A 22,892-nucleotide genomic window follows, 5' to 3' on the forward strand; every position below is an offset into this window, starting at 1 on the left:
CCCCCGGGGATTTATTCCCACCCTCCGACCGAAATCGCCTAGCCGAAGAGGCGCGCGGGAACCAGCCGCCGCATCCGCGTGCCGACGGTGGTGCGGAAGCGCGGACTGTGCAGGCAGATGCCGCCCGCGAAGCCCACGAGGCAGCCGAGCAGCGTGTCGAGGAAACGCGCCTGGATCAGTTCGGTGGCCGAGCCCTGCCCGAGGGTCGCCGCCTCCGCAAGCAGGATCGTCAGCGGCGTGATGAAGATCGCGGCGAAGCCATAGTGGCGCACCACGGCGGTCTCGACGACAAAGGCCAGCCCGATCATGACGACGGAGATCGACCACTTTTCCAGCGGCAGGCTCAGCAGCCCCCACGACACGAGCATGCCGATCGCGGTGCCCAGCAGGCGGTGCACCTGCTTGTCCCACACGGCGCGCAGGTTCATGCCCTGCATCACCGCGAGACAACTCACGGGCACCCAGTAGGCGCGCTCGAGCTGCAGCAGTTGCGCGAGCGCGAGGGAGACGCCCACGCACAGGCCGATCACGACCGAATCGAACACCACGAAGTCGAAGGTCGGCGGGGGCAGCGGCACCGCCGGCTTGGGGTCGCGCTGGCGCAGGATATACACGCTGTAGAAGAACGCGATCAGGCTCGCCAGCAGGCAGCCCATCGCGATCAGGCCGACCTTGAGCGGCACGTCAAGGATTCCGCCGGGCGAATAGGCGCCGATCGATGCCGCCATGATGAAGAACAGGCTGCCCGGCGGGCCGACGCGATAGAAGCGGCACACCATCGTGACGAGGATCGCGGTGAAGGTCAGCACCAGCATCATGATCGGCGGCACGAGGTGGCTCATCACCCCCAGCGCATAACTGGCGGTCATGGCGAACGCGCACGCCATCAGCGCCACCATGCGGTGATGCAGGGGCGTTTCCGGGAGATACAGGAAGACCAGCCCGCCCAGCGAGGAGATCAGGCCGTAGTCCATGTGGTCGAAATACGCACCGACCATCAGCGGCAGGCCGGAAGCCAGCGCGGCGGCGAAAGGCATCTGCCAGGGGCGGTCGCTCGGCTTGATCGTGACGAGCTGACGCAGTTCTTCACCGAGCCGCCTGGAGAGGCTGCTCCACTTGCCGGAGACGGTCATGGGTCGGATTCTTCGAATGCGGGCGTAGTGCGAAAGCGTATCTCACTTTGCCCCGGATGCTGAGAGTCCTGCTCCTACCGATGCCACACGAACCGAAGGGGATCGATTTCATCTAATTCAGTCCAACAACCCCAAGAAGGAGCACTTCATGCACAACGCAGCGAAGACGGCGGGCATTCTGGCGGGTTCCTGGTTCTTGTTGGGAACATCGCTCCCTGCAACGGCGGCGGACAAGATGTCCTTCTTCATCACCAGTGTCGGGGCCGGCAACGGGGCAGATCTCGGCGGACTGGAAGGCGCCGACCGGCACTGCCAATCGCTTGCCGCGGCGGTCGGCGCGGGAAAACGCACCTGGCGCGCCTACCTCAGCACGCAGGCGACGGCGCTCGCCGACGCGAATGCGGTCCATGCGCGCGACCGCATCGGCAAAGGGCCCTGGTTCAACGCCAAGGGCGTGCGGATCGCGCGCGACGTCGAAGATCTGCATTCGTCGAAGGCGAACCTGACCAAGGAAACCCTGCTGGACGAGAAAGGGCAGATCGTCAACGGCCGCACCGAGAAGCCCAATCGCCACGACATCCTCACCGGCTCGCGGCCGGACGGAACGGCCTTCCCCCCCAGCCCGCCGTTCAGTGACATGACCTGCGGGAACTGGACGAAGGGCGGCGACGAGGGCACCGCGATGCTGGGGCACCACGACCGGGCCGGCCCGGTGACGCACGCCTGGGCCACGTCCTGGAACTCCGCGCACACGACGCGCGGCGGCTGCAGCCAGACGGCGCTGCAAAGCACCGGCGGCGACGGTCTGCTGTATTGCTTCGCCGAGAAGTGAAGCGCGGCGGCGGAACGGCCCCCACCTACCGACACAGGCAGCCGGGGATGAGCTCCTCCTCGTAGGTGCAGCATCCCCGGTCGGGCATTTCGCCACTGGACAGGCAGAACTTCCCGCCGAAGCCGATCCTGGCCCGCAGCAAGGCGCTGTCGGGAGTGGCACCGCAGCCTACGGACGACAGCTTGCCGGGCGGGATCTCCGACGGCGCGCCGCCGCCGTCGAGGCACGCGCGGTTGGTGACGAGGACGCTCATCGCGCACTCTTCCCACGACGGGCGTTCGGCCTCCGCGGATCGCACCGCACATTCCCTGAGCTCGTCGCGCCGGATCGCGGCCTCGTCCTCGCGGTCGGCGCGCGGCACCTGCCGGCACCATTCCCCGTGCACCGCGGGATTGCCTTGCCAGCGCGGCGCCGAGAAGCCGCAGTCGCGCGCAACCATCTCGTTGTACTGGGCCACGGCCTCTTCGGCGTAGCGGTCGCACGCGCCGCCGAGCGTGCGCTCGCGTGTCTCGTTGGCCTGGTTGTCGAAACTCACCTGCTCGCGTTCCGCCGGCTCGACGCACACATGGTCGGTCGGCGACGCTTCGCGCCACACGAAGCCCGGAAGGCAGTCGCGCCGGCCGCGGGTGTTCGCGGCGTTGCCGTTCTCCTCGCGCACACGCTGGCGCGCCGCGGGATCGACGCACACGAAGTCCGTCGGGGAGGCCTCGCGCCACACGAAGCCGGGCAGGCAGGTCTCCAGGCCGTCCGGCCCGCCGGTGGTGCTGCGGCGCCTGTCGGCCAGCTCGTTCTCGTGGCGCGCCCTTTCGCGCCCGGCCGGCGTGACGCAGGTCGTGTCGCCCGAATACGCCTCGCGTGCAACATACCCCGGACTGCAGGCGCCCGGATACAGGCTCCCCGGCGCCCACCGCGACGTCGCGAGGTCGTTGTCGCGCATCACCCGGTCGCGCACTGCGGGCGTCACGCACACATAGTCGCCGGGGAAGGCTTCGCGCCACACATACCCCGCATCGCATTGCCAGTCGGCCGCGGCGGCAGCCGGCCCGGCCACCGAGCCCAGTGCCAGGCACGCAGCGATGCGCACGGCAAACTGTCGGTTCGACAAGGCAGGCCCTCCTCGTGGTGGCGCGGATGTCGCGGCATGGCGGCGCCTGCGGCCCCGGACACCTCGCCCTGCCGCAGCCGCCATTCATACCGAAGAATAGACGCCCGGCATGCAATGTCATCCGCTCGCGCGAGAAAATCCCGACACGCCGGAGCCCTTCCCCTTCATCCGGCGCGGACCTGGCCGATGGCCGCGACGCCCTCCCCCTGCAGCAGACTCGCCGCCAGCGCGAACATCACGAGGGCCATCGCGGCATCGAGCACCCGCCACGCCACGGGCCGGTCGAAGATCGGCGCCAGCACGCGGGCACCGTAGGCCAGCGCGAAGAACCACAGCAGGCTGGCGGTGGCCGAACCGGCGCCGAACGCCCAGCGCCCGTGCTCGCCATGCTGGTTCGCGAGCCCGCCGAGCAGGATCACCGTATCGAGATACACGTGCGGGTTCAGGAAGGTGAAGCCGAGGCAGGTGGCGACCGCCGTCGCGAGCGGAACCGGCGCCCCGGCCTGGACGTGCAGGCGCTCGCCCTGCCAGGCACGCCGGGCGGCAAGCGCGCCATAGACAAGCAGGAAGGCCGCGCCGCCATAGCGCGCGATGGTCAGCACGACCGGGCTGGACTGGATCAGCGCGCCCAGACCGGCAATCCCGGCACCGATCAGCAGCGCATCGGACAAGGCGCAGATCAGCGTGATCGGCAACAGATGCTCGCGCCGGATGCCCTGCTGCAGCACGAAGGAATTCTGCGCGCCGATCGCGACGATGAGCGCCATGCAGGCGAGGAATCCGGCCAGAAATTGGGTTTCCATGAAACGGGCTCGAAGGTGGCTTGTCGAGGCGACTCTAGCGGGCGACAATCAATCGGTAAAACTAAACATTTTTTATTGTCGTTAATTTTTCTAATTCATGAGAATCGACAACGCCCAGCTCGCGGCCTTCGCGCTGGTGGTCCGCGAAGGCTCGTTCGAAGCGGCGGCCCGCCAGCTCCACATCACGCCCTCGGCCGTCAGCCAGCGCATCAAGCTGCTGGAAGAACGTCTCGGACAGGTGCTGATCCGGCGCTCCGCCCCTTGCCAGGCAACGGATGCGGGGAAGGCGCTGGTGCGCTACACGGAAGAGCTGGCGCTGCTCGAGTCGGAAATGCTCGGCGCGCTGGGCAGCGCTGATGCGGTGCAGGCGAGCCTGCGGATGCCCATCGCCGTCAATGCCGATTCGCTCGACAGCTGGTTCCTCGCCGTCTTCGACGCAATGCCCGCGGAAGCGTCGATCGTCTTCGACCTGCGCGTCGAAGACCAGGACCACTCGGCCGCGCTGCTGCGCGAGGGCGCCGTGATGGCGGCCGTGAGCGCCAGCGCGGCGCCGATCCAGGGCTGCACGGTCGAGCCGCTCGGCGTCATGCGCTACCTCGCGGTGAGTTCGCCCGCCTACGTCGCCCGCCATTTCCCGGCCGGCGTCGATGCCCGCAGCCTCGCCGCCGCGCCGATGTTGCGCTTCAGCCTGAAGGACGCGCTGCAACAGCAGTTCATCGCACGCTTCGCGCCGGACGCCGTGCAGCCGCCGACCCACATGGTCCCGTCGGTACATGGCTTCATCGCACTGGCGAAGCGGGGTCTGGGCTGGGGCATGGTGCCGGAGCATTTTGCGCTGCCGGCGATCGACGCCGGCGAACTCGTGGAGATCGCCCCCGGCCATTACCTCGACGTGCCGCTCCACTGGCACCGCTGGCGGCTGGGGTCGCTGGCCCTGAACACGCTGAGCGCCGCGGTGCGCAGCGTCGCGGCGACGGCCCTGCGCCGGCTTGGCGACGCTGCGCCCCCGGGCGTCGGCCCCTGAGCTAGCCCACGCGGGGCACCAGCAAGGTCAACGCGTGCAGCAGCAGGCCGATCGCCCCGCCCACGAGCGTGCCGTTCAGGCGGATGAACTGCAGGTCGCGGCCGACGCTCAGTTCCAGTTCGCGCACGAGATCCTCGTCCTTCCAGCTCCTGACCGTCGAGGCGATGTGGTCCGCCAGCCCGTCGCGGAAGTCGTCCGCCAGCGCGGTGACCGCGGATTCGAGGTGATCGTCGAGCGAATCGCGCAGGGCGCGGTTGTCCGCCAGCGCCTTGCCGAACGCCGCCGCCGCGCCGCGGAGCCGGGTCGCAAGGTGCGAATCCGGCCGCTGCAGGTCCCTGCGCAGCCACGCCTTCAAGTCGTCCCACAGGCCGTTCAGGTACTCGGCCGTCGCCGGATGGGCGAGCAGGTCGCGCTTGGCTGCCTCGATGCGCACCGCCAGGGAGTCGTCCGTCTTCAGGCGCCCGATGAACTCCGCCACCGACTCGTCGAACGCCTTGCGGCGCGGATGCTGCGGATCGTCGCCAATGTCGTGCAGCCAGCCGTTGATGCCGCGCACGATGCTCGCGGCGATGCGGCGCGAGAATTCGTCCGTGTCGGTGACGAGGCCGACCGCCCGCAGCACCTTCGGATATTCCTTGCCCGCGACCTCCACGATCATCCCCGCGAACGCCGACTGCACGTCGGGATCGTCGAGCCAGTGCGCCAGGCGCGCGAGTGCCGCGTCCAGCACCTCCTGATGGCGGGCATCGGCGGTCAGTGCGTCGAGGATCTTCCCCGACATCGCGGAAAGGTCGACCTGCCGCAGCCGGCCGCGGATCGCCGCCGCCAGGAATCGGCGCACGCGCGCGTCGTCGATGAAATCCAGCCAGCCCGCCAGCGCCGACGCGAGCTTGCCGGCGAGGAGCCGCGCATTGTCCGGCTGCTGCAGCCACACCGCCATGCGGCCGGCCGGATCGAAGGCGCGCATCTTGCGGACGATGGTGTCGGTGGCGAGGAACTTGTCGCGGATGAACGCCGCGAGGTTGCCCGCGATGCGGTCCTTGTTCGCCGGAATGATCGCGGTATGCGGGATCGGCAGGCCGAGGGGATGCCGGAACAGCGCGACCACCGCAAACCAGTCGGCCAGCGCGCCGATCATCGCCGCCTCGGCGAAGGCGGCGACCCAGGCCCACGGTCCGACACCATGCTGCAGCCGCGCCAGCACGAACAGCAGCGTCACGGTCACGAGCAGCGCCAGCGCGATGCGCTTCATCTTCGCCAGCTCGCGAGCCTTGAGCGCCGCCGAGGCCCCGCTCATCGCCGCGCTCCGCCGCTACCGCCGGGACGCCCGCAACCGGCACGAACGCTGCTCGCCCCGCCATCCAGGCCTGCCATACGTCGACGCTCCCTGCCCGCTCATCATGCATTCAGCTTACACGCAGCCGCGCAGCCGCGGGCGGAATCAGCCGAGCCCGGCGCCACCTCCGCCGCGCGGTAACGGCAATACCACATCCACCGCCAGACCGGGCTGCGCATCGCGCGCCACGACGCGCCCGCCGTGCGCCTCGACGATGCCCTTGACGAGCGCGAGGCCGACCCCCGCGCCGTCGGGCGCGCTGCGGCTTTCGTCGAGGCGGAAGAAGCGCTCGAACAGCTTCGGCAGCGCCGCCTCGGGCGCGCCGGGGCCGTGATCGCGCATGCACGCGACGACGCTCTCCGCCTGCACCGCGACGCTCAGCTCCATCCGGCCCGCGCCGTGCTTCAACGCGTTCTCGATGAGGTTCTGCAGCACCTGGAACAGGAGATCCGGATCCCCGCGCACGGTTGCGGGCGCCAGGGAGCCGACGAGTTCGCGCCCCTCTGCGGCCGCGAGCGGCTCGTACAGTTCGATCGCATCGGCGGCCAGCGCGGCAAGGTCCACCGCCTGCCACTTCGGCCCGAGCGCGCCCGCCTCGATCCGCGCCAGACTCAGCAACGCCGCGAAGGTGCGCAGCAAGGCATCGGTCTGCGCGCCCAGGCCCTCCAGCCGTTCGCCCAGCACCGCATCCGCGACGGCGGCCTCGCGGGCCTCGTCGATGGCCCGCCGCAGCGAGATCAGCGGCCTGCGCATGTCGTGGGCGATGGCGCTGGACACGTGCCGCGACGCGTCGACGAGGCGCTCGATCTCGTCGAAGGCGCGGTTGAAGCGGCGCGCCAGCGCATCGAGCTCGTCGTCGCGCGCGCTCAGACTGAGGCGCTGCGCGAGGTGGCCTTCCTGGATGCGGGCCGCCTCGCGCGCCAGCGTCTCGAGCCGGCGGTGCAGGTGCTGCATGAAGAACCAGCCGATCGCCGCCGCCACGACGATGATCAGCACCGCCGACCCCCACAGGCGCATCGACATGTGCCGCTGGAAGGATTCCAGCGGGGAATGGCGGCCGACCAGCAGGCGGTCGCCGCCGAAGAGCACGAACACCTGCCCTTCCAGCGTGCTGCCGTCGGGCTCGCGGATACTGAACCACGCCTCGTCGGACACCGGCACCCCCGCCGGCCATTCGCTCAGGTTGCCGACGGAGGCGCGCCCGTCGCGGTCGGTGAGCAGGTACACCGCGTCGCGGTCGGCCGCATCGTCGATCCGGCGCTGCAGGACTTCACGCAACCCCTTGAGGCCGCGCTCGTGGAAATGCTCGTCGAGGCCGGTGATCTCCAGCGTGATTGCTGCGCGCACCTCGTCGCGGATGTTGCCCTCCGCCTCGAGGAAAAGCGGGTAGAAGAGCGCGCCGACGATCAGCGCGATCGCCGCGGGCAGCGCGACGGCAAAACGGTGGAAGGGGCTGGCGAACCACGCACGCAGCCCGCGCTGCGGCGCGTCACGCGACATCCGCACTCAGCCGGTAGCCGGCACCGCGCACGGTATGGATCAGCGGCGGCAGGCCCGGCAGGTCGATCTTCGCGCGCAGGTTGGAGATATGCACGTCGATGACGTTGGTCTGCGGATCGAAGTGGTAGTTCCACACGGCCTCGAGCAGCATCGCGCGCGTGACGACCTGGTCGGAATGCCGCAGCAGGAATTCGAGCAGCTGGAACTCCTTCGGCTTGAGATCGAGCTTCCGGCCGGCGCGCGCGACACTGCGCCGCAGCAGGTCCATCTCGAGGTCGGCCACGGCCAGGCGCGTGCGCGGCGCCGCATCCCCCGACGCCGCCACACCGCGCCGCGCCAGCGCTTCCAGGCGCGCGACGAGTTCGATCAGCGAGAAGGGTTTGACGAGATAATCGTCGCCACCGGCGCGCAGGCCTGCCACGCGGTCGTCGACTTCGCCCAGCGCACTGAGGATCACGACCGGCGTCGCGACGTTCGACGCGCGCAGCGTGCGCAATACCGTCAGGCCGTCGACGCGCGGCAGCATGCGGTCGAGGACCAGCACGTCATAGCTTTCGGTGGTGGCCAGGAACAGCCCGTCACGGCCGTCGGCCGCGACATCGACGACGTGCCCCGCTTCCTGGATGCCCTTGCGGATGTAGGCGGCCTGCTGGGGATCGTCTTCGACGAGGAGTATCTTCATTTCTTCCTGCGCGGTCCCGCATCGTGGATCAGACGGACGACGACATTACCGTCCGGGGTTATCTCACTCGCGCGCAGTTTATTCCGGTCGGCACGCAACAGGCTATCGATCACGCACTCGCCCGCCGGAAACACGAGGCGATCGCGGCCGGGAACGAGGTGGTTGTCGCGCAGCACGAGCACGGAGGGGACTTCATCGCCGGCGGCGCCGCAGTTCGCGCCCAAGCGGATTACGTAGGGTTCATCGACGCCGAGCCAGATGAGGCCGGCACGGGCTTCAAGGGAATGCCAGCCGTAGACGCGGAACACGCGCACGGCGCGCGGCGGGTTGGCGCCGCCTGCGGCCAACGTCGCCGCCTGCGGAAGCTCGGATGCCCACACCAGCCCGATCGCGGGCAGGGTCGCCAGGCACCACAGCAGCAGGCGCTCGATCGCGCTTATCCGACACCGCAAGCGCATCGGGAGACGGAGCGGACCCATGCGAGTGCGGCCGGATGCGACCGGTCGGACACCCCCACGGGTCCGACCCGGTCACTTTTGGAACGCTCAGTTGGCCGCCGGAGCCGCAGCCTTCTTGGCCGGCGCCTTTTTGTGGGCAGCTTTCTTGGTGTGCTTGACGGCCTTCTTCGCGGGAGCCTTGGTGCTCATGGCCTGGTCGGCAGCAGCGGGGGCGGCGTCGGCCGGGGCGGCAGCCGAGGCGGACAGGGCGAAAGCGGCGGCGGTGGCAGCGATAAGGGCCTTGATGTACTTCGATTGCATGGTGACTCTCCTGTGCTTGGATGGACGACGGTTTCGTCGTGAGGAGGAGTCTGTGCCCGCCGGGATTAAGCCGTACTCACCCGCAACATTAAGAAAAAATCAGATTTCATGCGGCCGCGCTCAGCCCCTCAGCGCCGTCGCACCATCTCGCGGATCATCGCGGAGAACTGCTCGGCCGTTTCGTGCTGCACGAAGGCCGGGCCGAGCAGCGGGGGCAGCCAGAAATCGGGCTGGATCTGCGCGTGATAGCGGAGCAGCGTCCCGCCCGGCTCCGGCTCGAGGCGCATCAGGCTTTCCATGTGCCGGACGTTGCCCCGGATCCCCAGCGACCGGATCTCGCGCGGAAAGAAGAGCCGGATATCGCGCTCCGACTCGAAGTCCGTCCAGAACACGCCGTAGCGCGCCGTGCCCGTCTGGCGCACGCGGATCAGGTCGCTGCTGCGCTCCGTCACCTGGCTGGTCTTCAGGTTGGGGACGAAGCTCGCCATGTGCTCGAAATCGGTCAGGACCTCCCACGCCAGTTCCGGGCTGACCGGCGCGTGGGCCGCCATGTCGATGGTGAAACCGCCTGCGATCCGCGCGACGCGCACGTCATCCGTCGCCACCGCGGGCGGCGCATCGGCGGCGCTGGCATCCGCGGCGGGCAGCAGCAGCGCCAGGAGCAGGAGGCCGAGGCGGACCGGGGCGCAAGGCATGGCGGAATATCCTGTCGGTTCGGGCGGGGCCGGGCGTCGCGGGACGCGACGGAAAGGCACGCAGCGTAACGCAATGCGGAAATGCGTGCCTGCCGCTTGCATAATATGCATCATTCCGGATTCCGCTCCCGCAAGCTTCGCCACCATGAGACTGCTGCTGATCGAAGACGATCCGATGATCGGTGCCGGCGTGCAACAGGCGCTGCGCCAGGACGGCTATGCCGTCGACTGGGTGCGCGACGGCATCGCCGGCGAACTCGCGATCGGCGACAACCCCTACGACCTCGTGCTCCTCGACATCGGCCTGCCGCGCCGCAACGGCATCGAACTGCTGCAGCGCCTGCGCACGGCCGGCCACGCGCTGCCGGTGCTGGTGCTGACGGCGCGGGACGCGGTGGCCGACCGCATCCGCGGGCTCGATGCGGGCGCGGACGACTACCTCGTCAAACCCTTCGACCTCGACGAGCTCTCGGCGCGCGTGCGGGCGCTGCTGCGCCGCCAACGCGGCCAGGCCAGCCCCGTGATGACGCTCGGTGCGCTTCAGGTCGACCCCGCGAGCCGCGCCGTGACGCTGGCGGGCGAGGCGGTACGGCTGTCCGCGCGCGAGTTCGCGCTGCTGTCGGCCCTGCTGGAGCATCCGGGCCGCCCGTTGTCGCGCGCGCAGATCGAGGAAAGGATCTACGGCTGGGACGAGGAAGTCGACAGCAATGCCGTGGAGGTGCATATCCACTCGCTGCGCCGCAAGCTGGGTGCCGAATGGATCCGGAACCTGCGCGGTGTCGGCTACTACGTGCCGGAACAGCCATGAACTCCCTGCGCCGCACGCTCGTACTCTCGCTGCTCGGCGCGCTGGTGCTGGTGTTCGCGCTCGGCGGTGTCGCGACCTATCGCATGGCGCACAGCGAGATCGATGCGCTGATGGATTACAACCTGCGCCAGTTCGCGCTGTCGCTGCGCGACCGGCGCTTTGCCGGCCCGAACGTCGCACCGCTCGCGCCGCCGGAGGAATCACTGGACCTCGTGATCCAGATCTGGGACGACACCGGGGTGCGCCTGTATCTCTCGCACCCGCACACCGCGCTGCCGGCGCGCGCGCAGCTGGGCTACACGACGGTCACCACGTCCGAAGGCGATTGGCGCGTGTATTCGATCCCGCTGCTCGACCACGTGATCCAGATCGCCCAGCCGATGGCGGTGCGCAGCCGCCTCGCCGCCACAGCGGCGCTGCGCACCCTGATCCCGCTGATTGCGCTGACCCCGCTGCTGGGGGCGCTGATCTGGTTCCTGGTCGGCCGCGGCCTGCGCCCGCTCGAGCGGCTCGCGCGGGAGGTCGCGACACGCCGCGCCGATTCGCTCGACGCGTTGCCGCTCGCGGGCATCCCGGACGAGGCGCGGCCGCTGGTGCGCGCGCTGAACGAACTGCTCGAACAGCTGCGGCACGCGATGAGCGCCCAGCGCGCCTTCGTCGCCGACGCGGCGCACGAGCTGCGCACCCCGCTCGCGGCGCTGCAGATCCAGCTCCAGCTGTGCGAACGCGCCCGCGACGACGCGACACGCGCCGCCGCGCTGGGAGAACTGCGCACCGGGCTGGGCCGCGCGACCCATCTGGTCCAGCAGCTGCTGACGCTCGCCCGCGAGGAGCCGGGAGAAGGCGTTGCGGCACGGCGCGAGCGCGTCGTGCTCGCCGAACTCGCGCGCAAGTCGCTCGCCGACCACGCCGCACTGGCGGGCGAACGGGGCATCGATCTCGGGGCCGAGCTGCTCGACGACGGCCTCGCGACGATGGGCGAGGCGGCCGCGCTGCGCACGCTGGCCGGCAACCTGATCGACAATGCCGTCCGCTACACGCCGCGCGGCGGCCGCGTGGATGTTTCGGTCGGCCAGGACGAGGGACGCTACTGGCTGCGCGTCGATGACAGCGGACCGGGCATCCCGCCCGAGGAACGCGAACGCGTGCTCGACCGCTTCTACCGCCCCGCCGGCCAGGAAGAATCCGGCAGCGGGCTCGGGCTGGCGATCGTCAGGAGCATCGCCCTGCGCCACGAGGCGCCGATCGTGCTGAACGCCTCGCCGCTCGGCGGTCTGCGCATTGCCGTCGGATTCCGGCCCGCGGTTTGACGCGCGGGGCAAATCAGCGCTTCCTTAAGCTTGATTTAAGTCAACGGCCCGTAGAGTGCCACCATCGCCTCCGGGAATGCATCCGATACCGGAACTTCCGGGACGGGAGGAATCGAATCATGACTTCACAGACACTCAAGTTCGCCGGCGTCGCAGCCGCGACCATCGCCGCCACGATCTGGGGCGGCTACGAAATCGGCCACTCCGTTGCCCCGGCGGCCACTGCCGCCACGCCGGTCGCCATCCGCTCGGGACAGCCGCTTGCCGCCGCAGCGCTGCCGGACTTCGGCAGCATCGTCGAGTCCTACGGCCCGGCGGTCGTCAATATCAGCGTCGAAGGCACTGTGAAGACCACCGCGCGCGGGCGCAATCCGTTCGGCCAGCTCGACCCGGACGACCCCTTCTCCGAATTCTTCCGCCGCTTCGCCCCGCGCGGCAAGGGCAAGCCGAGCGAGCAGATCACGCACGGACAGGGCTCGGGCTTCATCGTGAGTGCCGACGGGATCGTGCTCACCAACGCACACGTCGTGGCAGACGCCAACAACGTCACGGTCAAGCTCACCGACAAGCGCGAATTCACCGCCAAGGTGGTGGGGATCGACAAGCAGACCGACATCGCCGTGCTGCGCATCGACGCGCAGGGCCTCCCCACCGTGCCGCTCGGCGACCCGGCGGATCTGCGCGTCGGCGACTGGGTGCTCGCGATCGGCTCGCCCTTCGGCTTCGAGAACAGCGTCACCGCCGGCATCGTCTCGGCCAAGTCGCGCTCGCTGCCGGACGAAGGCTACGTTCCCTTCCTCCAGACCGACGTGGCGATCAACCCGGGCAACTCGGGCGGGCCGCTGCTCAACCTGAAGGGCGAGGTCGTCGGCATCAATTCGCAGATCTACAGCCAGTCGGGCGGCTACCAGGGCCTCTCGTTCGCGATCCCGATCAACGTCGCCGCGCACGTGAAGGACCAGCTGCTGGCGCAAGGCAAGGTCACGCGCGGACGGCTCGGCATCGCGATCCAGGATCTCAACCAGGGGCTCGCCGATTCGTTCGGGCTCTCCGTCGCGCGCGGCGCCCTGGTGAGCCATGTCGAAGCCGGCAGCCCCGCCGCCGCGGCCGGACTGGAAGCCGGCGACGTGGTACTGAAGTTCAACGGGGAACCGATCGCGTCGTCCGCCGAGCTGCCGCCCCGGGTGGCGGTCGTGACGCCCGGGAAGCCGGTGAAGCTCGAGATCTGGCGCAAGGGCAAGGCGCTGGAGATCACCGTCACGGTGGGCGAGCAGCAGCCCGACAAGGTGGCGGCAGCCGATGAAGCCCCCCAGCCCGACGACGGCGGACGCCTTGGCGTCTCGGTGCGCCCGCTGACCAACGATGAGCAGAAAGCGACCGATACGCGCGGCGGGCTGCTGGTGCTGGATTCTTCCGGGCCGGCCTCCCGCGCCGGGATCGAGGAAGGCGACGTGATCCTCGCCGTGAATGGCAAGCAGGTGCATCGCGTGGATGAACTGCGCAAGCAGCTCGCCGATGCGGGCAAGCACGTCGCACTGCTGATCCAGCGCGGCGACGCGCGCATCTTCGTGCCGATCGAGCTGGGCTGACACAAACGAGTACCGACCGCCGCCCCTGCCGCAGTGCCCCGGGGGGCGACGGATGACAGCCGGAGGGGCACCGCACGGACGGCCGGGCAGACGTCGCCCCCCCTGACACCTGCCCGGCCGGGCCCTACACGATGAAGAACGGGCGCGGCGGACAATTCCCGCCGACGCCGGCATACACCCGCACTCCCTGCCTCGCGGGTACAGTACCCCTTCCTTTGCCTTCCCCTGCCAGGAGAGACGCCCAGGCATGCTCGCCGCCCGCATCGAAGCCCTGCTCTACCGCATCCTGCACTTCGCGGCGGCAGGGAAGCGGCTGTTGCTCGCCTGCGTCGCGCTGTCGTTCGTCGGCACCGTCACGGCCGCGTGGCCGGTCACGGCCGTGGTCGTCCCGGCGACCCTGATGGCAGCCGGGCGCTGGCGCGCCATCAGCGGCGTGTCCGCGCTGGGCAGCGCGATCGGCGCGACGGTGCTGATGCTGGTCTTTCACCATCTCGGCTGGACCCAGCTGTTTGAGCGCTATCCCGAACTGGTGACCGATGCGTCGTGGGCCCGGGTCATCGATTGGGGCGCGCGCTACGGCACCGTCGCGCTGTTCCTGGTCGCCCTGTCGCCGCTGCCGCAGACGCCGGCGCTGATGTTCTTCGGCGCGCTGCGCCCGGATTACGCCGGCGTGTTTGCCGCGATGCTGGCGGGCAAGCTGATCAAGTACAGCGCCTTCGCGTGGACGTCCAGCCACTTCCCCGAGCGCGTCGGCAAGCTGCTCGGCGGCCTGCTGCGGCGCAGCCGCAAGCGCGGCACGGCCGACAGCGACGTGTAGGGCCCCCGCTGCGATCCACGGCGCGGCAGCCGTGCTAGCATCCGTCCCCCATGCGTATCGAACACCTCCGCCAGCGCCTGCGAGACCTCGGCGCCAAGCCCTGCCACGAACAGGCGATCCTGCGCGCGTGGGCGCAGGCGCGGCCGCTCGACAGCGGGCGCAAGCGCGCCGACGGCTTCCTCTCGCCGCGCATCCTCGGCGCGCTGCCGGCGCTCGGCGAGGAGCTCGGCAATCTCGCCCGCGTGCTCTCCGAACATCCCGGCGAGGACGGCTCCGCGCGCCTGCTGGTGCAGCTCGCCGACGGCCAGTCGGTGGAAAGCGTGCTGCTGCTGCGCGACGGCCTGTGCGTGTCGTCGCAGGTCGGCTGCGCGGTCGGCTGCACCTTCTGCATGACCGGCCGCGACGGCCTCATCCGCCAGCTAGGCAGCGCCGAGATCGTCGCCCAGGTGGTGCTCGCGCGGGCGCGCCGCTTCGTGAAGAAGGTCGTGTTCATGGGCATGGGCGAGCCGGCGCACAACCTCGACAACGTGCTCGAAGCGATCGACTTCCTCGGCACCGAGGGCGGCATCGGGCACAAGAACCTGGTGTTCTCGACGGTCGGCGACCCGCGCGTGTTCGAGCGCCTGCCGCAGGAGCGCGTGAAGCCGGCGCTGGCGCTGTCGCTGCACACGACGTGCGCGGAGTTGCGCGAACAGCTGCTGCCGCGCGCGCCGCGCATCGCCCCCGAGGAGCTCGTCGAACGCGGCGAAGACTACGCACGCGCCACCGGCTACCCGATCCAGTACCAGTGGACGCTGCTCGCCGGCATCAACGACACCGACGAGGAGATCGACGGCATCGTGCGCCTGCTCGCCGGCAAGTACGCGATCATGAACATGATTCCGTGGAACAGCGTGGACGGCTTCGGCTTTGCGCGGCCCGAACGCGGGCACGCCGAGGCGATCGCGCGCCGCCTGCACGAGCGCGGCGTGCTCACCAAGCTGCGCCAGTCGGCCGGGCAGGACGTCGACGGCGGCTGCGGCCAGCTGCGCGCGCGCGTCGTGGCACCGCGCACGCCGGCCGTGCTGCGCCGCGTGCCCGCGACGGGCGCGGACCTGCGGCCCGACTGATCCGCCCTCAGTGCTCCTTGCCGTCGACGCGCGGCGCGAGCAGGAAGGGGATGTAGCGCCAGCCGAGGATCGCGAAGCACGCGAACCACGCCGTGGCGGCCAGATGCACCCACGCGGTGTAGGCGCCCGGCGCGAGCTGCGGCAGCACGACGCGCACGACGAATCCGGCCATCATGATCCACAGCAGCAGCTTGTCGCCGGCGTCGAAGACGACCTTGCGCCCCGTATGCCCCTTGGAGATGCGCACCAGCATCGCCGGGATGATCAGCCCCATCACGCCGAACGTGAACACGTGCACCGACACGCTGCCGACCCAGGCCGGCGACGCGTGCAGCGCGGCAAATTCGAGCAGCAGCTGGACGACGATGGCCGCGTAACCGAGGTACATCACCGCGAGATCGATCCTGCGCATCGCGAGCTGCGGCTTCCACAGCATGAATCGCGCGACGAGCAGGAAGGCGAGCACGACCAGCAGCGCCCCCGCCATCGCCTTCGGCATCCACGCGACGAACACCAGCGACAGCGCCAGCAGCTTGATCGGGTTGTCGAGCACCGGGTGGCGCACGATCTCGGCCTGGAACACGCCCTTCATGAACTGCGTCAGCGTGCGTTCGAGCATCACGAGGAAGGCGACGCGGAAGAGCCCGATCGCCATCGCGACGCCGGCCGGGACGTGCGCGCCGTCGAGGAGCAGCAGCTTGGCGGCGATGAAGAGCGGCAGCGCGACGAGGAAGAAGTAGTTGTCGCGGAAGCTGTCCCGGCTGCGATAGCGGATCAGCGTCCACAGCAGCATCGCGACGATGGAGCCGAGAAAGACCAGGTTCGACAGCCAGAACAGCGCCGCCGGCCATGCGCCGCCCCAGGCCATGCCGATGCGCTCGAAGACCCACGCGGCGACGAGCCACATCAGCGCCACGCCGTGATAACCGCGGATCTGCACCCAGTTCTTCGACGCCGTCAGCAGGAAGCCGCCCATCACCGCCCAGCCGAAGCCGAAGAACATCTCGTGCGCATGCCACTGCACGGGCGTGAAGCGCCCGGCCGGCGCCGGCAGCGCCCCGCTGAACATGAGCGCCCAGAGGAGCGGCAGACTCAGTCCCGCCAGGCAGGCGAGGCTGAAGAAGGGGCGGAAACCGACGAGCCAGACGGGATGGGTGATGAACTTCATGCGATGGTGAACACGAGCTGAAACGGATGTCCGGATTGAACCGCGGCCCATTCTGGGCAAGGTCCGCGCGCAACGCCTTGATCTGCGACATTTCGCGCCACCTGTCATCTCTCCGTCCTCAGCCGCATGACACAATGCCCGCAACCGATTCGCGACGCCAGGACCATGAAAGACGCATCGCCCGCACTGCCCCGGGCTTCGGCCCGCCCGAAACTGCCGGTGGCGATCTGGATGCTCGGCTTCGTCAGCCTGCTGATGGACGTCTCGTCCGAGTTGATCCACAGCCTGCTGCCGGTGTTCCTCGTCACCTCGCTCGGCGCCGGCGCGCTCGCGGTCGGCCTCATCGAAGGCGCCGCCGAGGCGACCGCGCTGATCGTCAAGGTGTTCTCGGGCGCACTGTCGGATTACTGGGGCAAGCGCAAGCCGCTCGCGGTGCTCGGCTACGGACTCGGCGCACTGTCGAAGCCGCTGTTCGCGCTGGCGACGAGTGCCGGCCTGGTGCTCGCCGCACGCCTGATCGACCGCGTCGGCAAGGGCATCCGCGGCGCGCCGCGCGACGCGCTGGTCGCCGACATCGCCCCGCCCGCGATGCGCGGCGCGGCCTTCGGGCTGCGCCAGTCGCTCGACACCATCGGCGCCTTCCTCGGCCCGCTGCTGGCGATGGGGCTGATGCTGCTGTGGGCGAACGATTTCCGCGCGGTGTTCTGGGTCGCGATCATCCCGGGCTTCCTGTCCGTCGCGCTGCTCGTCTTCGGCGTGCGCGAACCCGAGCGCCCGGCCGGCACGCCGGTGCTCAACCCGATCCGGCGCGACAACCTGCGCCTGCTGCCGCGCGCCTACTGGTGGGTCGTGGGGATCGGCGCGCTGTTCGCGCTGGCGCGCTTCTCCGAGGCCTTCCTCGTGCTGCGCGCGCTCGACGCCGGCCTGCCGGTCGCCTGGACGCCGCTGGTGCTGGTCGGCATGAACGTCGTCTACTCGCTCACCGCCTACCCCTTCGGGCGGCTGGCCGACGGCGTGAGCCACGCGCGCCTGCTCGCGCTCGGGCTCGTCGTCCTGATCGCGGCCGACCTCGCGCTGGCGCGCGGCGCCGACTGGCCGTGGCTCGTCGCCGGCATCGCGCTGTGGGGCCTGCACATGGGCATGAGCCAGGGCCTGCTCGCGACGATGATCGCCGACACCGCCCCGGCGGCGCTGCGCGGCACCGCGTACGGCGTGTTCAACCTCGTCAGCGGCGTCGGCCTGCTGCTCGCCAGCGCGCTGGCCGGGCTGCTGTGGGAACAGTTCGGCGCGGGCTGGGCCTTCGTCGCCGGCGCCGCGCTGGCGGGCGCGACGCTGCTCGTCGTCATTATGCGAATGCGCTGAAACATCTTCCGGGATCCGCGCCCGGCGCGCGTCTCCGGATGGCCGGAAATTGCCCGTCGAGCGCTGTTGACGCCGATCAATATTCCTTTCCAAACAAGCCCCTACATTTGCCGCACGACCTGCCGTCCAGCAGGCGTCGCGGCCTTCACGGCGCGATGATTTCGCGCGTCAAGGGCACACCCGTCGAAAGGCGGGGCCGCAAATCCTCCGGGCTAAATCCCTCTCGGGACATGCTAGCGGGGTTGCCGTCAGTATCGCTCTTGGCGTTTCACGCAGCATCAGGAGACGCGCATCATGTACCACCGCCCCACCCTTCTCGCCCTCGCCCTGGCGACGGCCTTCCCCCTCGCCACGTTCGCTCAGGAAGTCACCCCGCAGGCCGGCGCGCTGACGCGCGGCGAGATCGCCTACAACACGGTCCACGTGCAGGTGAAATCGAACCTCGCCCATGCCCGCGGCTACACCGGCCGCGGCGCCGTCGTCGCGGTCCTCGACACCGGCGTACAGGGTAACCACATCGAGCTGAACACCCAGCTCGTCGGCACGACGATGTACGACGCATCGATCCGTGCGACGGTCGCGCAGACCGACGGCGACGGCCACGGCACGCACGTCGCCGGCATCGTCGCGGGCTCCACCGGCACCGGCTACAGCTACGGCATCGCACCGGACGCGAAGGTCCTGCCGGTGAAGGTGTTCACGAGCGGCACCTGGACGGCGAGCAGCACCGCGCTCGCCATCGGCCTGAACACCGCAGCGGCGAACCCGTCGGTGTCCGTCGTCAACATGAGCCTGGGCGGCAGCAGCCCGCTCGGCGCGACCTTCGAGACCTCCCTGCGCTCGGCCATCGCCGCCGACAAGCTGATCGTCGCGGCGGCGGGCAACAACGGCGGCGCCGCGCCGATCTGGCCCGCCCGCTATGCGAAGGAGAGCTGGGCGAAGGGGCAGATCATCGCCGTCGGCGCCGTCGACGCCAACAACCAGATCGCGAGCTTCTCGAACCGCGCCGGCGACACCGCGAACTGGTTCATCGTCGCGCCGGGCGTCCGCGTCGTGTCGTCCTACAACAACGGCGGCTACGTGTACATGAGCGGCACCTCGATGGCCACCCCGGTGGTTGCCGGCGCGGCGGCCCTGCTCGAAGGGGCCTGGCCGCAGCTCAAGGCCGCGCAGGTCGCCTCCATCCTGTTCCAGACCGCCACCGACCTCGGCACGCCGGGTGTGGATGCCATCTACGGCTGGGGCCTGCTCAACGTCGACCGCGCGATGCAGCCCGTCGGCACGCTCGCGGTGCCGGTATCGTCCTCGACGACGACGCTCAAGCGCTCCAGCGCCACGCTGCGCAGTTCCGTCGCGTCGTGGAGCGGGCTGCGCTCGGCCTCGCGCGCAGGGCAGTTCCGCGGCATCACGGTCGACGCCTTCAACCGCGACTTCAACACCGATTACGGCAGCGGCATCCGCGCCCCGGCCGTCGAACGCATCGCGGACGCGCTTGCCGGCGCCGGCCGCGCCCTGCGCACCACCGAGCAGCGGTACGCGGACGGCTCGCGCCTCGTCGCCATGATCGAGGAGCAGCGCCCGGACGCCCTCGGCGCCCCCGGCGCCTTCGGTGCCGCGGACGGTGCCTCGCGCAGCCTCGTCGCGAGCAGCGCCGTGTTCAAGCTCGCCGGCGGCAAGGAATTCGCCTTCGCCAGTGGCGGCCTCGCGGGCAGCTACTTCGGCCTCGCGGACACCGATAGCAGCCTTGCCAACCCCTACCTCGGCCTCGCCCGCTCCTCCGCCCAGTTCGCCTTCGGCTACCAGGAGGGCGCGCTGAGCTTCAAGGCCGGCGTGCTCGACGCCGGGCTCAACGCCGCGCAGGCGCTACCGTACCTGGGCAAGCCGGCCGAGGGCGGCCGGGCAGCGATCGGCGAGCTCGACTACGCGCTCGGTCGCGACACGATGGTCGGCATGCAGATGGCCGACGTTTCCGAGCGCAGCGCGTGGCTCGGCAGCGTCGCCGGCGACGCGCTGGCGCTCGACCAGGCCCGCACCCGCACGCTCACGGCCCACGCCAGCCATCGCCTCGGCCGCGACACCCTCGTTGCCGCGCAGTATTCGTTCGGCACCACCAACGATGCGCAGGGCCGGGGCCTGCTGACGTCGACGGACGCGGTCCGCTCGGAAGCCTTCGCCATCGGCGTCGTGAGCCGTAACGCCTTCACGCCCGACGACCGCCTGGCCGTGGCGCTGTCGAGCCCGATGCGCATCACCCGTGGCAGCGCCAACGTCACGATGCCGGTCGCGATTACCGAAGCCGGCGACACGGTGTTCGAATCGCGCCGCGTGTCGCTCGCCGCGCCGTCACGCGAACTGAAGCTCGGCCTCGACTACGTCACGCCGCTGTCGAAGACCGCCAACCTGTCGTGGCTCGTCGCACTGCGCCACAACGCGAACCACGTTGCCGGGGAACGCGAGACCCAGGCCGGCGTCGTCTACCGCACGTCGTTCTGACACGGCAACGCAACGACGGTCCGGGAGCCCTCCCGGGCCGTTCGTCGCTACAATCGCGGCCTGACTTCCTGCCCCTCCGTCCGCCGCGATGCTTCCCCCCGCCCTGCTCCTCCTCGGCCCCACCGCCAGCGGCAAGACCGCCTCCGCGCTGGCGCTCGCCCGCGAGCTGCCGATCGAGATCGTCAGCGTCGATTCGGCGCTCGTCTATCGCGACATGGACATCGGCACGGCCAAGCCGACGGCGGACGAACTCGCGGCCTGCCCGCATCACCTGATCGACATCGTCACGCCCGAGGAAAGCTACTCGGCCGCACAGTTCCGCGCCGACGCGCTGCGCCTGATGGACGAGATCACCGCGCGCGGCCGCATCCCGCTGCTCGCCGGCGGCACGATGCTGTACTTCAAGGCGCTGCGCGAGGGGCTGTCCGATCTGCCTGCCGCCGACGCGGCGCTGCGTGCCGAGATCGATGCCGAGGCGGCGAAACACGGCTGGCCGGCGCTGCACGCCGAGCTTGCGCGCCTCGACCCGGATGCCGCCGCGCGGCTCGAACCGGGCGATTCCCAACGCATCCAGCGCGCGCTCGAGATCGTCCGCCTCACCGGCCGCCCGCTCGCGGACAGCTACGCGCGGCGCGACATGGCGCCGCCGCCCTTCCGCCTGCTGCCGATCGCGCTCGCGCCGTCCGACCGCGCGGTGCTGCACGCGCGCATCGAACAGCGCTTCGACGCGATGCTCGCCGGCGGCCTCCTCGACGAGGTGCGCGGCTTGCGCGAACGCTACCGCCTGGACCTGTCGATGCCGTCGATGCGCTGCGTCGGCTACCGCCAGGCGTGGGAATACCTCGACGGCACGGACGATTACGACACGATGCGCTTCAAGGGCATCGCCGCGACGCGCCAGCTTGCGAAGCGCCAGCTCACCTGGCAACGCCAGTTCCGCGAGACCTGGCCGGAGCTGGTCGAACTCGACTGCCTGCGCTCGGACCTCGCCGACGCGGTCGCCGCAACCGCCCGGCGCCTGCTCGACGCCTCATAACAGCCCGCGCCACGCCCCCACGGCGATCAGCCACAGCGACGCCAGCACATAGCTCGCCAGGCAGTAGCGCCAGTTCCCGCGTGCGAGCCCGACCGCCGACAGGCCGAAGCGCCCCTGCAGCGACAGATGCACGCCCGCCATCGGATTCAGCGCGAGGCCGATGCTCCACGCCATCAGGAAGATCTGCGCCAGCAGCATCGGATCGGGCGACAGCGGCGCGAGCCAGGTCGACGCGATCACGATCGTGATCACCGTATGCACGCCGATCGCCGCGAGCGCCACCATCGCCCCCAGCACCAGCGCCGCCTGCACCGGGCCGAAGCGGTCGAAGGGCGTCCAGCCGACATCACCCTGCATCAGCGCCTGCAGCCCGGTCGCGAACACGCCCGCGGCGAGGAACAGCATCAGCTCGCCGGACATCGCCGGCAGCCGGCGCAGCGCATGCGCGGCGATGCGCTCGACGCCGTCCACCGGCCCGTTCGCGACCAGCACCGACACGACACTGATCGCGAGCGCCGACCCGCTGATCACCGCCAGCGAGGACCAGCCCGGCAGCCACACGAGCCCCGCCGACACCATCGCCGTCAGCACCAGCGGCAGCCACAACGAGGACGCGCGCATCGGGAAGCCGACGAAGCCGCCCTGCGCCTCGCCCGCCGACAGCGGCAGGGTGCGCGCGATCAGCCACAGCAGCATCGCGGCGAGCGGCAGCCCGGCGAGCACCAGATCCTCCAGCCGCGCACCCGGCGCATAGGTGAGCGCCACCGCCATCGCGCCGAAGAAGGGCGACCACAGCGCCGCGAGGAGAAAGCCGCGCGCCAGCAGCGCCGCCTGCGCCGCACTCAGCCGGCCGCCCTGCGCGATGCGCTCGGCGAGGATGAAGACCACCGACATGTTGATCACCGCCCCCAGCACATGCACACCCGCGAGCGTCTGCCACAGCGCGCGCCGCCCGCGCGGCAGCGGCCGCTCGCCGTCCTTGCCGAAACCGACGAGCTGCAGGAAGCTCACCGCCGCGAGCATCCCCAGGAGCGCGGTGTTCTGCGTCAGCAGCCCGCCCCACGCGGGCCGCGCGCCGCGCCACACGGCCGCGGCCAGCGCGAGCGCCCCCAGTCCGCACAGGATCAGCGCAAAGCGCCGCTGCTTGCCGTCGAGCCGCGGCCACAGCGCGACGCCCGCGCCCCACGCGGCGACGCCCGCGGGCCACGCGGGCAGCCCGGTGCGCGCGCCGTGCGCAAAGGCGAGCAGCACCAGCCCCACCATCAGCCACGCGGCGAGGACGCTGCGCGGGCGCGACAGCGGATGTATCTGCGCGTCGGACACGCCGCGCCC

The 22,892-nt window shown here is 70.2% G+C and carries 21 protein-coding genes and 1 riboswitch; of the genes, 10 read left to right on the forward strand and 11 right to left on the reverse strand.

Annotated features, from left to right (window positions below; all coding sequences use genetic code 11):
* Positions 1–38: 38 nt before the first annotated feature.
* Entirely contained in the window at positions 39–1,133 is a 1,095-nt protein-coding gene (locus GPA22_RS07765; RefSeq protein ID WP_169255525.1) for an FUSC family protein, read from the reverse strand.
* A gap of 148 nt (positions 1,134–1,281) precedes the next feature.
* Here GPA22_RS07765 and GPA22_RS07770 point away from each other — a divergent pair, with 148 nt between their 5' ends.
* Entirely contained in the window at positions 1,282–1,965 is a 684-nt protein-coding gene (locus GPA22_RS07770) for a hypothetical protein (protein ID WP_169255526.1), read from the forward strand.
* A 25-nt stretch (positions 1,966–1,990) separates the two neighbouring features.
* Here the strand turns inward: GPA22_RS07770 and GPA22_RS07775 are convergent, their stop codons facing one another.
* The gene (locus GPA22_RS07775; protein WP_169255527.1) at positions 1,991–3,070 is read right to left on the reverse strand and encodes a hypothetical protein; all 1,080 of its coding nucleotides are present in this window, start codon (positions 3,068–3,070) and stop codon (positions 1,991–1,993) included.
* 164 nt (positions 3,071–3,234) lie between these two features.
* The gene (locus tag GPA22_RS07780; protein WP_169255528.1) at positions 3,235–3,873 is read right to left on the reverse strand and encodes a LysE/ArgO family amino acid transporter; all 639 of its coding nucleotides are present in this window, start codon (positions 3,871–3,873) and stop codon (positions 3,235–3,237) included.
* A 97-nt stretch (positions 3,874–3,970) separates the two neighbouring features.
* On the opposite strand from GPA22_RS07780, the gene GPA22_RS07785 reads away from it, so the two are divergent.
* Positions 3,971–4,897, forward strand: coding sequence for a LysR family transcriptional regulator ArgP (locus GPA22_RS07785; protein WP_169255529.1), 927 nt, complete (start codon positions 3,971–3,973; stop codon positions 4,895–4,897).
* A gap of 1 nt (position 4,898) precedes the next feature.
* Here GPA22_RS07785 and GPA22_RS07790 read toward each other — a convergent pair whose 3' ends face one another.
* The 6 genes from GPA22_RS07790 to GPA22_RS07815 all read right to left on the reverse strand — a co-directional run bounded on the left by GPA22_RS07790 (position 4,899) and on the right by GPA22_RS07815 (position 9,868).
* The gene (locus GPA22_RS07790) at positions 4,899–6,194 is read right to left on the reverse strand and encodes a DUF445 domain-containing protein (protein WP_169255530.1); all 1,296 of its coding nucleotides are present in this window, start codon (positions 6,192–6,194) and stop codon (positions 4,899–4,901) included.
* 144 nt (positions 6,195–6,338) lie between these two features.
* On the reverse strand, positions 6,339–7,733 hold the full coding sequence (locus tag GPA22_RS07795) for a sensor histidine kinase (RefSeq protein WP_169255531.1): 1,395 nt from the start codon (positions 7,731–7,733) through the stop codon (positions 6,339–6,341).
* A complete protein-coding gene (locus GPA22_RS07800; protein WP_169255532.1) occupies positions 7,723–8,415 on the reverse strand; it encodes a winged helix-turn-helix domain-containing protein in 693 nt (230 codons plus the stop codon). Before GPA22_RS07800 ends, GPA22_RS07795 begins: the two co-directional genes overlap by 11 nt.
* Complete coding sequence (locus GPA22_RS07805) at positions 8,412–8,867, reverse strand: DUF6491 family protein (RefSeq protein WP_211169004.1); 456 nt, start codon at positions 8,865–8,867, stop codon at positions 8,412–8,414. The genes GPA22_RS07800 and GPA22_RS07805 overlap by 4 nt, the downstream gene beginning before the upstream one ends.
* Before the next feature lie 93 nt (positions 8,868–8,960).
* Complete coding sequence (locus GPA22_RS07810) at positions 8,961–9,173, reverse strand: hypothetical protein (protein ID WP_169255533.1); 213 nt, start codon at positions 9,171–9,173, stop codon at positions 8,961–8,963.
* A 128-nt stretch (positions 9,174–9,301) separates the two neighbouring features.
* Positions 9,302–9,868, reverse strand: a complete 567-nt coding sequence (locus GPA22_RS07815; protein ID WP_169255534.1) for an SRPBCC family protein — start codon at positions 9,866–9,868, stop codon at positions 9,302–9,304.
* Between the two features lie 145 nt (positions 9,869–10,013).
* On the opposite strand from GPA22_RS07815, the gene GPA22_RS07820 reads away from it, so the two are divergent.
* The 5 genes from GPA22_RS07820 (at position 10,014) to GPA22_RS07840 (ending at position 15,501) form a co-directional block, all read left to right on the forward strand.
* On the forward strand, positions 10,014–10,676 hold the full coding sequence (locus tag GPA22_RS07820) for a response regulator (protein WP_169255535.1): 663 nt from the start codon (positions 10,014–10,016) through the stop codon (positions 10,674–10,676).
* Positions 10,673–11,986 carry an ATP-binding protein gene (locus GPA22_RS07825; RefSeq protein WP_169255536.1) on the forward strand — a complete coding sequence of 438 codons (1,314 nt, stop codon included), beginning with the start codon at positions 10,673–10,675 and terminating at the stop codon, positions 11,984–11,986. The genes GPA22_RS07820 and GPA22_RS07825 overlap by 4 nt, the downstream gene beginning before the upstream one ends.
* A gap of 119 nt (positions 11,987–12,105) precedes the next feature.
* On the forward strand, positions 12,106–13,575 hold the full coding sequence (locus GPA22_RS07830) for a DegQ family serine endoprotease (RefSeq protein ID WP_169255537.1): 1,470 nt from the start codon (positions 12,106–12,108) through the stop codon (positions 13,573–13,575).
* Between the two features lie 247 nt (positions 13,576–13,822).
* Complete coding sequence (locus tag GPA22_RS07835; protein ID WP_169255538.1) at positions 13,823–14,392, forward strand: hypothetical protein; 570 nt, start codon at positions 13,823–13,825, stop codon at positions 14,390–14,392.
* Between the two features lie 50 nt (positions 14,393–14,442).
* Positions 14,443–15,501: an RNA methyltransferase gene (locus tag GPA22_RS07840; RefSeq protein WP_169255539.1), complete on the forward strand. Its 1,059-nt coding sequence runs from the start codon at positions 14,443–14,445 to the stop codon at positions 15,499–15,501.
* A 7-nt stretch (positions 15,502–15,508) separates the two neighbouring features.
* On the opposite strand, the gene GPA22_RS07845 is transcribed toward GPA22_RS07840, so the two are convergent.
* The gene (locus GPA22_RS07845; protein WP_169255540.1) at positions 15,509–16,669 is read right to left on the reverse strand and encodes an NnrS family protein; all 1,161 of its coding nucleotides are present in this window, start codon (positions 16,667–16,669) and stop codon (positions 15,509–15,511) included.
* Positions 16,670–16,834: 165 nt separating this feature from the next.
* On the opposite strand from GPA22_RS07845, the gene GPA22_RS07850 reads away from it, so the two are divergent.
* The 3 genes from GPA22_RS07850 (at position 16,835) to miaA (ending at position 21,560) form a co-directional block, all read left to right on the forward strand.
* A complete protein-coding gene (locus tag GPA22_RS07850) occupies positions 16,835–18,031 on the forward strand; it encodes an MFS transporter (RefSeq protein ID WP_169255541.1) in 1,197 nt (398 codons plus the stop codon).
* A gap of 163 nt (positions 18,032–18,194) precedes the next feature.
* Positions 18,195–18,281: riboswitch (cyclic di-GMP riboswitch) on the forward strand.
* A gap of 44 nt (positions 18,282–18,325) precedes the next feature.
* Positions 18,326–20,524, forward strand: coding sequence for a S8 family peptidase (locus GPA22_RS07855; protein WP_169255542.1), 2,199 nt, complete (start codon positions 18,326–18,328; stop codon positions 20,522–20,524).
* 88 nt (positions 20,525–20,612) lie between these two features.
* Positions 20,613–21,560, forward strand: a complete 948-nt coding sequence (miaA, locus tag GPA22_RS07860) for a tRNA (adenosine(37)-N6)-dimethylallyltransferase MiaA (protein ID WP_169255543.1) — start codon at positions 20,613–20,615, stop codon at positions 21,558–21,560.
* On the opposite strand, the gene GPA22_RS07865 is transcribed toward miaA, so the two are convergent.
* The gene (locus GPA22_RS07865) at positions 21,555–22,883 is read right to left on the reverse strand and encodes a hypothetical protein (RefSeq protein WP_169255544.1); all 1,329 of its coding nucleotides are present in this window, start codon (positions 22,881–22,883) and stop codon (positions 21,555–21,557) included. The two genes, miaA and GPA22_RS07865, sit on opposite strands and share 6 nt — an antisense overlap.
* Between the last annotated feature and the right edge of the window lie 9 nt (positions 22,884–22,892).

This window comes from Aromatoleum toluvorans (assembly GCF_012910905.1).
GTDB classification, from domain to species: domain Bacteria; phylum Pseudomonadota; class Gammaproteobacteria; order Burkholderiales; family Rhodocyclaceae; genus Aromatoleum; species Aromatoleum toluvorans.

Coding starts and splice junctions, on each gene's coding strand:
- GPA22_RS07845 (WP_169255540.1), bottom strand. CDS start 16,669: ATGAAGTTCATCACCCATCCCGTCTGGCTCGTCGGTTTCCGCCCCTTC.
- GPA22_RS07770 (WP_169255526.1), top strand. CDS start 1,282: ATGCACAACGCAGCGAAGACGGCGGGCATTCTGGCGGGTTCCTGGTTC.
- GPA22_RS07810 (WP_169255533.1), bottom strand. CDS start 9,173: ATGCAATCGAAGTACATCAAGGCCCTTATCGCTGCCACCGCCGCCGCT.
- GPA22_RS07840 (WP_169255539.1), top strand. CDS start 14,443: ATGCGTATCGAACACCTCCGCCAGCGCCTGCGAGACCTCGGCGCCAAG.
- GPA22_RS07795 (WP_169255531.1), bottom strand. CDS start 7,733: ATGTCGCGTGACGCGCCGCAGCGCGGGCTGCGTGCGTGGTTCGCCAGC.
- GPA22_RS07835 (WP_169255538.1), top strand. CDS start 13,823: ATGCTCGCCGCCCGCATCGAAGCCCTGCTCTACCGCATCCTGCACTTC.
- GPA22_RS07780 (WP_169255528.1), bottom strand. CDS start 3,873: ATGGAAACCCAATTTCTGGCCGGATTCCTCGCCTGCATGGCGCTCATC.
- GPA22_RS07765 (WP_169255525.1), bottom strand. CDS start 1,133: ATGACCGTCTCCGGCAAGTGGAGCAGCCTCTCCAGGCGGCTCGGTGAA.
- GPA22_RS07785 (WP_169255529.1), top strand. CDS start 3,971: ATGAGAATCGACAACGCCCAGCTCGCGGCCTTCGCGCTGGTGGTCCGC.
- GPA22_RS07825 (WP_169255536.1), top strand. CDS start 10,673: ATGAACTCCCTGCGCCGCACGCTCGTACTCTCGCTGCTCGGCGCGCTG.
- miaA (WP_169255543.1), top strand. CDS start 20,613: ATGCTTCCCCCCGCCCTGCTCCTCCTCGGCCCCACCGCCAGCGGCAAG.
- GPA22_RS07815 (WP_169255534.1), bottom strand. CDS start 9,868: ATGCCTTGCGCCCCGGTCCGCCTCGGCCTCCTGCTCCTGGCGCTGCTG.
- GPA22_RS07800 (WP_169255532.1), bottom strand. CDS start 8,415: ATGAAGATACTCCTCGTCGAAGACGATCCCCAGCAGGCCGCCTACATC.
- GPA22_RS07790 (WP_169255530.1), bottom strand. CDS start 6,194: ATGAGCGGGGCCTCGGCGGCGCTCAAGGCTCGCGAGCTGGCGAAGATG.
- GPA22_RS07820 (WP_169255535.1), top strand. CDS start 10,014: ATGAGACTGCTGCTGATCGAAGACGATCCGATGATCGGTGCCGGCGTG.
- GPA22_RS07850 (WP_169255541.1), top strand. CDS start 16,835: ATGAAAGACGCATCGCCCGCACTGCCCCGGGCTTCGGCCCGCCCGAAA.
- GPA22_RS07855 (WP_169255542.1), top strand. CDS start 18,326: ATGTACCACCGCCCCACCCTTCTCGCCCTCGCCCTGGCGACGGCCTTC.
- GPA22_RS07830 (WP_169255537.1), top strand. CDS start 12,106: ATGACTTCACAGACACTCAAGTTCGCCGGCGTCGCAGCCGCGACCATC.